The 9,770-nt window shown below is 65.4% G+C and carries 9 protein-coding genes; 4 read left to right on the top strand and 5 right to left on the bottom strand.

Annotated features, from left to right (window positions below):
* Positions 1 to 119: 119 nt before the first annotated feature.
* Positions 120 to 830: a hypothetical protein gene (locus tag QZ189_RS09480; protein WP_296415403.1), complete on the bottom strand. Its 711-nt coding sequence runs from the start codon at positions 828 to 830 to the stop codon at positions 120 to 122.
* A gap of 58 nt (positions 831 to 888) precedes the next feature.
* Entirely contained in the window at positions 889 to 1,872 is a 984-nt protein-coding gene (gene tilS / locus QZ189_RS09475; protein ID WP_296421628.1) for a tRNA lysidine(34) synthetase TilS, read from the bottom strand.
* Positions 1,873 to 1,934: 62 nt separating this feature from the next.
* Between tilS and QZ189_RS09470 the strand changes: the two genes are divergently transcribed.
* The 3 genes from QZ189_RS09470 (at position 1,935) to QZ189_RS09460 (ending at position 7,029) form a co-directional block, all read left to right on the top strand.
* Positions 1,935 to 2,690, top strand: a complete 756-nt coding sequence (locus tag QZ189_RS09470) for a DUF561 domain-containing protein (RefSeq protein WP_247476642.1) — start codon at positions 1,935 to 1,937, stop codon at positions 2,688 to 2,690.
* 105 nt (positions 2,691 to 2,795) lie between these two features.
* A complete protein-coding gene (uvrB, locus tag QZ189_RS09465) occupies positions 2,796 to 4,805 on the top strand; it encodes an excinuclease ABC subunit UvrB (protein WP_010313886.1) in 2,010 nt (669 codons plus the stop codon).
* Between the two features lie 103 nt (positions 4,806 to 4,908).
* Entirely contained in the window at positions 4,909 to 7,029 is a 2,121-nt protein-coding gene (locus QZ189_RS09460; protein ID WP_296421627.1) for an HAD family hydrolase, read from the top strand.
* On the opposite strand, the gene QZ189_RS09455 is transcribed toward QZ189_RS09460, so the two are convergent.
* Positions 7,026 to 8,057, bottom strand: a complete 1,032-nt coding sequence (locus QZ189_RS09455) for an LCP family protein (protein WP_296421626.1) — start codon at positions 8,055 to 8,057, stop codon at positions 7,026 to 7,028. The genes QZ189_RS09460 and QZ189_RS09455 overlap by 4 nt on opposite strands.
* A 63-nt stretch (positions 8,058 to 8,120) precedes the next feature.
* Entirely contained in the window at positions 8,121 to 9,302 is a 1,182-nt protein-coding gene (gene purT / locus QZ189_RS09450) for a formate-dependent phosphoribosylglycinamide formyltransferase (RefSeq protein WP_296421625.1), read from the bottom strand.
* A gap of 44 nt (positions 9,303 to 9,346) precedes the next feature.
* Here purT and QZ189_RS09445 point away from each other — a divergent pair, with 44 nt between their 5' ends.
* Positions 9,347 to 9,523 carry a cytochrome B6 gene (locus tag QZ189_RS09445; RefSeq protein ID WP_247476649.1) on the top strand — a complete coding sequence of 59 codons (177 nt, stop codon included), beginning with the start codon at positions 9,347 to 9,349 and terminating at the stop codon, positions 9,521 to 9,523.
* A gap of 4 nt (positions 9,524 to 9,527) precedes the next feature.
* On the opposite strand, the gene QZ189_RS09440 is transcribed toward QZ189_RS09445, so the two are convergent.
* A partial coding sequence (locus tag QZ189_RS09440) for a hypothetical protein (protein WP_247476651.1) occupies positions 9,528 to 9,770 on the bottom strand: 243 nt, incomplete at its 5' end.

Below are 9,770 nucleotides of genomic sequence, written 5' to 3'. Positions count from 1 at the left end.
CCTGCGCCTGCGCCGGTGAAGGCTGCTCCTGTTGCGGCTGCTCCCAAGGTCGAGGAACCTGAAATCGCCGGCCGCACCCGTCGTCGCCGCTCCGCCGCGAGCTGACTGCTGCTGCGGCCCTAGGGCCGTTTCAGCCTGAAGAACCGTCTCCAGTTGCTCCCCTCATGGAGGGGCTCCTGGGGGCGGTTTTCGCTGAAGGGCAGCTCCACCACCAGGTTTCCTTGGCTGTAGTCGGGCCACTCACGCTCGGCTGGCGCCGCGTCGTCCGTTGGCTGAGGCTCAAGCTCAGGTTCATCGGCGAGGACCTCGACGTTGGGTGCGGCATCGCCCCAGGGCGTTGCCGGCGAGCCGTTAAGCACCGTCGGCGTTGCGATGACGGGTGTTGGTCCACTGGCGGGCACCTCAGTCCAGGCCGCCTGCAGGGCGGTGAGGGCCTCCTGGGGTTCGCTGAGTTGGTTGAGCCAGGGGGTGGCAGGAAGTTCGGGCAGATCCCCAATGGCTTGCTGGGAGCTGGGCTCCTCCTGGGCTGCTGGTTGCAGTTGACAGCGCTGGAGCCCGGCCTGGGCGAGGTCCACCAGGGTGGAGGGGGCCGTGCTGTCCGCGACCGCTTGGTAGTAGGCCTGCGCGTCCTGGGGCTGCCCCAGTCCGTAGAGGTGAATGTGACCCGTTAGTAGCTGGAGCCGGCTGAGGGCGGTCTCTGACTCAGGCCCAGAGGCGCTGGCTTGCAGCTCGTGCAGCAAGGCCTCAGCCCCCTGGAGCGCATCGCTGAAGCGCCCTTCTCCGTAGGCCCGTTCGATGGCTGCGTAGCGATCACTGCTTGCGCTGCTCATGGCGTTGCGCCGTTCCCGCTCCGGTTTAGGTCGTTTTGCCAGACCTGGCCGCGCTTCTTCAGGGCTCCAGCCAGATCAGCTCGCGGTTCCAGCGCAGGGAGCGCCCCCGGCTGAGATCCCACTGGCCAGGACCGCAGTGGGGCGGCAGGCGATGGAGAAGCTGCTCCAACTGTTCCGCGTTGCCCAGGCTGAGGCCCTGGCGGGTCAGCCAGTGGTGCAGCAGCAGCCGTTGATTGCTGAGGGTCAGGCCGCTGAGGGGGCGTCGCTTTAACGCCGGCTGAGCCTGGGCCGTTTCGGTTTGCAGGCTGCCCAGGGCGAGATCCACCAACTGCTCGCCGCCGTCCTGCTCTTGGGCCAGCCGTTCGCTCAGTTGGCTGATGCGTTCGCTGGCTCCGGGGTGGAGGGCCTCAAGGACAGGCAGCACCTCGTGGCGGATCCGATTGCGACTGAAGCGCGGGTCGCTGTTGCTGGGGTCCAGCCAAATCGGCAGACCCAGCTGCTGGCAGAGCTGGGCGGTGTCACTGCGGGAGAACCCCAGCAGTGGGCGGACCAGCTCAATCGTGCCGCTGAGCGTGCGCCGTTGCCGGAGGCTGGAGAGCCCGCGGCGATGGCTGCCGCGGGCGAGCTGGAGCAGGACCGTCTCGCTGCGGTCGCTGGCGGTGTGTCCGGTGACGACCCTGCGGCAGCCCAGGCGCTGGGCGTGGGTCTGGAGCTGCCCATAGCGCCAGTCGCGGGCTGAGGCTTCATCCCTCTTTGGACTCTCCCAGTCGTCGACCTGGATCGGCAGGCCCTGGTCCTGGGCCCAGGCCTGGAGTTCGCGGGCCTGCTGCTCGGCTTCAGGGCGCCAACCATGGTTGCCGTGCCAGAGCTGCAGCGGCCAGTGGTGGAGGCGTTTTAGGTCGTTCAAGAGCCCCACCAGGGCCATGGAGTCTTGGCCACCGGAGACGGCCAATAGCAGGGGCTCCCCATCGGGCAGCAGATCCTGCTGCTGGAGCAGCTGCTGATGCAGGCGCCGATGCAGATCACTCCAGCGTTCAGCCATGCCCCCAGCCTGATTCGCCCTGGCCCAGCGTGTGAGAATCGCAAAACTCCATCTGTACTGGCATGTCCCGCCTCGATCGGCTGCCCGCTTCCCTTCGCATGGCCCTGGCCGAGAAGCGCGCTCTCAAGGTGATTGCTGGCCTCACCAACTTTGACGCCGCCAGCGTCGAGCGCATCAGCCGTGCGGCTGGCCTCGGTGGTGCGGATCTGATCGACGTGGCCTGTGATGCTGAGCTGGTGCAGCTGGCCGCCTCGGTCTCGGGCCTGCCCATCTGCGTGAGCGCCGTCGATCCTGAGCTGTTCCCCGCCGCCGTGGCCGCCGGTGCCGCCATGGTCGAGATCGGCAACTACGACGCCTTCTATCCCCTCGGCCGCATCTTTGATGCCGCTGAGGTGCTCTCCATCACCCGCCGCACCCGCGAGCTGCTGCCCGAGGTGGTGCTGAGCGTGACCGTCCCCCACGTGCTGCCCATCGACCAACAGGAGCAGCTCGCCGCTGATCTGGTGGCCGCCGGTGCCGACATCATCCAGACCGAAGGTGGCACCAGTGCCAAGCCCTTCAGTGCCGGCAGCCTCGGCCTGATCGAGAAGGCCGCTCCCACCCTGGCCGCTGCCCACAGCATCAGCCGCGCCGTCTCGGTGCCGGTGCTCTGCGCTTCTGGCCTGTCTTCCGTCACCGTGCCGATGGCCATCGCCTCCGGTGCCGCTGGCGTGGGCGTGGGCTCCGCCGTCAACAAGCTCAACGATCAGCTGGCCATGGTCGCCGTGGTTCGTGGCCTGCGCGAGGCCCTGGGCAGCGCCGTCAAGGCAGCCGTCTGATCCTCAAGGCATCACCGCTTTGGACGTCACCCATGCCCTTCGGGGCATGGGTTTTTTGTTGGTTCGGCAGCCACGCCGCCTGGGCGGTTGTCCGAGAATGCCCCGATGCCTAACCCGTTTGAAATCCACGCTCCCTACGAGCCCAAGGGGGATCAGCCCGAGGCGATCAAGGCGCTGGTGGCTGGCGTGGAATCAGGCGAGCGCTATCAGACCCTGTTGGGTGCGACGGGAACCGGCAAGACCTTCACCATCGCCAATGTGATTGCCAAGACCGGCCGGCCGGCCTTGGTCTTGGCCCATAACAAAACCCTGGCGGCCCAGCTCTGCAATGAGCTCAGGGAGTTCTTCCCGAAGAACGCCGTTGAGTACTTCATCTCCTACTACGACTATTACCAGCCGGAGGCCTATGTGCCGGTCTCCGATACCTACATCGCCAAAACAGCCTCGATCAACGAAGAGATCGACATGCTGCGGCACTCCGCGACCCGCTCTCTCTTTGAGCGCCGTGATGTGATCGTGGTGGCCTCCATTAGCTGTATCTACGGCCTGGGAATCCCCAGTGAGTACCTCAAGGCCGCCGTCAAATTTGAGGTGGGCGAGACCCTCAATCTCAGGAGTTCCCTGCGGGACTTGGTCAACAACCAGTACTCCCGCAACGACCTGGAGATCTCCCGTGGACGCTTCCGGGTGCGGGGGGACGTGCTGGAGATCGGCCCCGCCTACGAGGACCGCCTGGTGCGGATTGAACTCTTTGGTGATGAGGTCGAGGCCATTCGCTATGTGGACCCCACCACCGGGGAAATCCTGCAGAGCCTGGAATCGATCAGCATCTATCCGGCCAAGCACTTCGTGACCCCCAAGGAGCGCCTGGAGGATGCGATCAAGGCCATTCGCTCGGAGCTGCGGGAGCGCCTGGACGTGCTCAACGAGCAGGGGAAATTGTTGGAGGCACAGCGCCTGGAGCAGCGCACCACCTACGACCTGGAGATGCTCGAGCAGGTCGGCTACTGCAATGGCGTTGAGAACTATGCGCGCCATCTGGCGGGCCGCGAGGCGGGCACACCGCCGGAGTGCCTGATCGACTATTTCCCTGAGGACTGGTTGCTGGTGGTGGATGAGTCCCACGTCACCTGCTCCCAGCTGCAGGCGATGTACAACGGCGACCAAGCGCGCAAGGGCGTGCTGATTGAGCACGGCTTCCGGCTCCCCAGTGCTGCAGACAACCGTCCGCTCAAGGGGGATGAGTTCTGGGAGAAGGCCCGGCAGAGCATTTTTGTCAGCGCCACACCCGGGGATTGGGAGCTCAAGCAGAGCGATTCCGAGGTGGTCCAACAGGTGATCCGTCCGACCGGGGTGCTGGATCCCATCGTTGAGGTGCGTCCCACCGATGGCCAGGTGGATGACCTCTTGGGTGAAATTCGTACCCGTGCCGAGAAGAAGGAGCGGGTCTTGGTCACGACCCTGACCAAGCGGATGGCGGAAGACCTCACGGACTACCTCGCTGAGAACGGCGTCCGGGTTCGCTATCTCCACTCGGAGATCCACTCGATCGAGCGGATCGAGATCATCCAGGACCTGCGCAATGGCGAGTACGACGTGCTGGTGGGTGTGAACCTCCTGCGGGAGGGCCTGGACCTGCCCGAGGTGTCCCTGGTGGCGATCCTGGATGCCGACAAGGAGGGGTTCCTGCGGGCTGAGCGCTCCTTGATTCAGACCATCGGCCGGGCCGCTCGTCACGTGGAGGGGGTGGCCCTGCTCTACGCCGACAACCTGACGGATTCGATGGCCAAGGCCATCTCAGAAACCGAGCGCAGACGTGCGATTCAGCAGGCCTACAACGAGAAGCACGGAATCACGCCGACGCCCGCTGGTAAGCGGGGCGGCAATTCGATCCTGGCCTTCTTGGAGGTCTCCAGGCGCCTGAACGACGAGCAGTTGGAGCAGGCCACCGAGCAGGCCGAGCACAACGATGTGCCGCTCGATGCCCTGCCGGAGCTGATTCAACAGCTCGAGGACAAGATGAAATCAGCGGCAAAAAATCTTGACTTTGAGGAAGCCGCCAACCTGCGCGATCGCATCAAAAGCCTGCGCCAAAAGCTTGTAGGGAAGCCCTAAGTCAGCGAAAACCGCGACGCGATCTCTGCTTGATCTTTCCCTTTTCTTCCGACTTCGCCCCTGGAATCGCGGCTAAAGGTGAGCTAATCGCCGAGGAGGCGAATTGGGTTACTACTTGCTCCATCTCCATTTGCATGGCCTGTTCCGCGGCCATGACCTGGAGCTGGGACGTGATGCAGATACCGGTGGTCAGACCACCTATGTGCTCGAGCTGGCCAAAGGATTAGCGGCTCGCCCGGAGGTCGACCGCGTCGATGTGGTCACCCGTTTGATTCAGGACAAGCGGGTTTCCGCTGATTACGCCCAGGCCCATGAACCGCTGGCTGACGGCGCCAACATCGTTCGCTTCCCCTGTGGACCGCGGCGCTACCTGCGCAAGGAACTGCTCTGGCCCTATCTCGATGAGATGGCCGATGCGGTCACGGCCCACATTGCGGCCCAGCCGCAGCGTCCGAATTGGATCCACGCCCACTACGCCGATGCCGGCTATGTGGGGGCCTTGGTATCCCAAAGGCTTGGGATCCCCTTGGTCTTCACCGGGCACTCCCTGGGCCGCGAGAAGCAGCGGCGCCTGCTCGAAGGCGGCCTGACCCATGAGCAGATCGAGCAGACCTATGCCATTGGCCGTCGCATTGACGCCGAAGAGCGTGCCTTGGCCCAGGCCTCCCTGGTGATCACCAGCACCCAGCAGGAAGCCCAGCAGCAGTACGCCCGCTACAACCGCTTTGAGGCGGAGCAGGCCTGTGTCGTGCCCCCTGGGGTGGACGCCCAGCGCTTCCACCCGGTGGCGATGCCTGGCGAGGCGTCCGATGTGGAGGCCCTGATGGAGCCATTCCTGCGGGAGCCCAACAAGTCACCCCTACTCACGATCTGCCGCGCGGTTCGGCGCAAGAACGTCCCGGCTCTGGTGGAGGCCTATGGCCGCTCCGCCCTACTGCAGGAGCGCCACAACCTCGTCCTGGTGCTGGGTTGCCGTGAGGATCCCCGCTCGCTCGAGAAGCAGCAGCGGGATCAGTTCCAGCAGATTTTTGAGCTGGTGGATCGCTTTGATCTCTACGGCAAGGTCGCCTATCCCAAGCACCATCGCGGTGAGCAGATCCCTGCGATCTATCGCTGGGCGGCACAGCGCTGCGGAATCTTCGTCAACCCGGCCCTGACGGAGCCCTTTGGTTTGACCCTGCTGGAGGCGGCGGCCTGCGGGCTGCCCTTGGTCAGCACCGATGACGGGGGGCCGCGGGACATCCTTCAGCGCTGCTCCAACGGCCAGCTGGCGGATGTGACCGATCTGGATGTGCTGCAGCAAGCCCTGGAAGAGGCGGGTGCGGATCTCGATCGCTGGCGCTCCTGGCGCGACAACGGCATCGAGGCCATCAGCCGCAACTTCAGTTGGGATGCCCATGTCTGCAGCTACCTGGGGGAGGGCGACCGTCGTTGCACCCCCGGGGTGGTGGCTGCGTCCCCGGCCCAACCGGTGAAGGTCGAGGCTCCTCCGGTGCAACGGTTGCTCTTGCTCGATCTCGATGTCTGCCTGCAGTCGGCGCAGCCGGCTGGCCTCGAGGATCTCCGCCGCCGACTGGCCGCTGATCCCCAGTGCGGCATCGGCATGTTGAGCGGTCGCCACTTCGCTTCAGCGCGGCTGCGCTTTGCCGAATTGCATCTGCCAGAACCCCAGGTCTGGATCCTGGAGGCCGGGGCGGACCTGCGCTTTGGCGCTGAGGGCCGGCCAGATGTCAGTTGGCACCAGCACATCGCCCAGGGCTGGCAGCGCAAACGGGTCGAGCAGGTGCTCGAAGGACTCAGCCCCCGCCTGTCGCTGCAGCCGGAGGTGAATCAAGGCAGCTACAAGGTCAGCTACACCCTGGAGGCGCCCACCGCGGGGGTGCTCGAGATGGTGCGGCAGCGGTTGCGCCAGCACCGGCTGGAGGCTCGAGCCCACCTCTTCCACCATTGGTTCTTGGATGTGCTGCCGATGCGGGCGTCCAAGGCGGATGCCATTCGTCACCTCTGCCTGAACTGGGGCCTACCCCTGGATCAGGTGCTGGTGGTGGCGGCCCAGCAGGGTGATGCGGAGCTCCTGAACGGCAGCTCGCTTGGCCTGGTGGCCTCCGAGCACGACCACTCCCTGGATCAGCTGCGCCGCCGTCCGAAGGTCTTTTTCGCCTCCAGGCCTCAGGCTTGGGGCGTGCTGGAGGGTCTAGACCACTACCGCTTCTTGAGCCGCTAGGGCAGCAGGGCGTCTGGGTCTTGGCTCAGGTAGCTCTGGCGATTGGGGTTGCTGTCGGGCATCCAATAGCTGATCTCCTGGTGCCAGAACGGGACCCCCTCGACCCGGCTGGAGGCCAGTTTGGTCGTGGCCATGGCCGTGATCAGCTTGCCCATGTCGATTGGGGAGAGGTCCGTTCGCATGTCCTTGCCAGCGATCTCCATCAACTCGGGAAGTCGGGTCGCCATGACTGGGTTGGCCAGTTTGCGGAAGACCTCCGCCAGCACCAGCTTTTGGCGCTCCATTCGGCCGATGTCACCCAGCTGGTCGTGGCGGAAGCGCAGGAATCCTTCCAGTGCCTCCCCTTTGAGCAGTTGCCGTCCGGGATAGAGGTCGATGTAGAGGCCTTGGCTGTTGTCGACGTAGGCCATCCGTTTGGGGACGTCGACCTCGACGCCGCCGATGGCATCCGCCAGTCGCTGAACGGCGTTCAGGTTCAGCACCAGATAGCGGTCGACCTTGGCGGAGAGGAGCTTGCTGAGCTCCGCCTTGACCATCTCGGGGCCGCCACTGCTGTAGAGGGCGTTGGCCTTCATCACGCCGTAGCGCTCGGAGTCGATGAAGGTGTCCCTGGGGACCTGGGTGAGCTTGGTGCGGCCGTCGTCGAGATGCATCGTCAGCATCACGTCGGTGTTGGTGCTGACGTCGTCGGTCCCCAGGACGACGATGCGTCGATCGCCCGAGGCCACTGGGGCCACCAGGGATCCGATCAGCTGTTTGGGCTGATCAAAGGCTCCCATCACCACCGCGGGCAGGCCATGCAGGGCGTAGCCCAGTCCAAGGCCGGCCACGAACAGGGGCAGGCGGGGGAGCCCCTGCCGGCGCTTGACGGGTTTGGCCGGTGCCGCGGTTGGTCGCCGGCGATCCAGCTGCGTCACGTTGTCGCGGCGGACGCGGCGCTCAGCAGGTTGGAGATCCGCTTTCCCCCGCCTGGGGTCCCGCTGCGGACTGCGCCCTTGGCGCCGGGGATTGGATTGGGCGGGGGACATAAGGCACTCAGATGAGCGCAAAGTACCTCGCGTTATCCCTTGGAGCTAGAGGGGTTTGGGCCTCTAGATCACCTGGATCTTGCCGGCGGCTTGATCGGCTTTTTGCTGTGCGTCCTTGAGGTCCGCACCGCGGGCCAGGGCCACCCCCATGCGCCGGTAGGGACGGGCGTCGGGTTTGCCAAACAGCAGCACCTGCACATCGGTTTCGGCCAGGGCCTCGTCCAGGCCGCTGAAGGCCACGCTGTCGCTTTGTCGCGCAGCCAGGATCACGCGGCTGGCGGCTGCCCCCTCGGAGCGGATCTCAGGGATGGGCAGCCCCAGGACGGCCCGCAGGTGCAGTTCAAATTCGCTCAGGTTTTGTCCGGCCAGGGTCACCAGGCCGGTGTCGTGGGGTCGGGGCGAGAGCTCGGAGAAGACCACTTCGCTGCTGCCATCGGGTAGGCGGCAGACGAAAAACTCCACGCCAAAAATGCCAGCGCCCCCGAGGTTGTCGGTGACCTCCCGCGCCATGGTCTGGGCGGCGGCCAGTTGCTCCCACTCGAGCTGGGCGGGTTGCCAGCTGCACTGGTAGTCACCCCGCTCTTGGATATGGCCGATGGGCGGGCAGAACAGGGTGGGGCCGTTCCACTGCTTCACGGTCAGCAGGGTGATTTCCTGCTCAAAGTGGAGGAACTCCTCGACGATCACCCGGGCGCCGCTACCCCGGGCTCCGGCCATGGCGGCCTCCCAGGCGGCGGGAATGCCCTCGGGACCGTCCACCACACTTTGGCCTTTGCCGGAGGAGCTCATCACCGGCTTCACCACCACGGGCCAACCCAGGGGTGCGGCGGCCTGCGCCAACTCCTCGGCGCTGCTGGCGTAGGCGAACCGGGCCGTGCGTAGCCCCAGTTCCGTCGCGGCGAGGTCGCGGATGCGGTCGCGGTTCATGGTCACGGCCGTGGCGCGGGCCGTGGGGATCACGGTGGTGCCCTCGGCCTCCAGCTCCGCCAGGGCGTCCACGGCCAGGGCTTCGATCTCGGGGATCAGGACATCGGGTTGGTGCTGACGGACCACCGCCTTGAGCGCCTCCGGGTCCGTCATCGGTACGACCTCGGCCACATCAGCGACCTGCATCGCGGGGGCCCCGGCGTAGCGATCCACTGCGATCACACGGCAACCCAGGCGTTGCGCGGCGATGGCCACCTCTTTGCCCAATTCACCGCTGCCCAAGAGCATCAGGGTGCGGGGGAAGTTGGAGCTGGCCATGGCCGCCGCGGAGACGAGAGACTTGCGCGATCTTGCATCGCCGCGTGCCCGTGCTGTTGTTCGCCCCGTTTGCTTACGCCACTGCCGGTGATGCAGCGGATGGTCTGCTCAATGGTCTGAGCATTGAGGATCTCCAGCGTTGGACGCTGATCTATCTCGGGATTTCGGTGCTGGCGTTTGTGCTGGTGTGGCTCATCGGTTACCTGCGCCGCGCGGGCTGACCGTTCAGTCCAGTTCGATCAGGTTCAACTGCCGCACCGGTGACTGTTCATCGATGAAGCCATAGGCGGCAAAGACCCCGGCATCCCTGTGGGTGATGTGTTGGCCATCGCTATGGCGCTCCAGCACAAATCCCTCAGAGGCCATCCGACGCATCAGGGCCGCGGCTTCTTCAAAGCGCGAGGCCATCGCCTCGAGGCTGGCGCAGTCGCCCGTCAGTCCTGTTTCCTTCCAGGTGAAGTAGGCCAT

The organism is Vulcanococcus sp. CPBay_Sum15L08_68 (genome assembly GCF_017855895.1).
GTDB lineage: Bacteria > Cyanobacteriota > Cyanobacteriia > PCC-6307 > Cyanobiaceae > Vulcanococcus.
Note: the sequence above shows the minus strand (reverse complement) of the source record. Positions and strands in the feature narration are given on the sequence as shown.

What these genes read in the sequence shown, in the direction of transcription:
- QZ189_RS09470 (WP_247476642.1), top strand. Translation starts at nt 1,935, where the DNA reads ATGTCCCGCCTCGATCGGCTGCCCGCTTCCCTTCGCATGGCCCTGGCC.
- QZ189_RS09455 (WP_296421626.1), bottom strand. Translation starts at nt 8,057, where the DNA reads ATGTCCCCCGCCCAATCCAATCCCCGGCGCCAAGGGCGCAGTCCGCAG.
- QZ189_RS09480 (WP_296415403.1), bottom strand. Translation starts at nt 830, where the DNA reads ATGAGCAGCGCAAGCAGTGATCGCTACGCAGCCATCGAACGGGCCTAC.
- purT (WP_296421625.1), bottom strand. Translation starts at nt 9,302, where the DNA reads ATGGCCAGCTCCAACTTCCCCCGCACCCTGATGCTCTTGGGCAGCGGT.
- tilS (WP_296421628.1), bottom strand. Translation starts at nt 1,872, where the DNA reads ATGGCTGAACGCTGGAGTGATCTGCATCGGCGCCTGCATCAGCAGCTG.
- uvrB (WP_010313886.1), top strand. Translation starts at nt 2,796, where the DNA reads ATGCCTAACCCGTTTGAAATCCACGCTCCCTACGAGCCCAAGGGGGAT.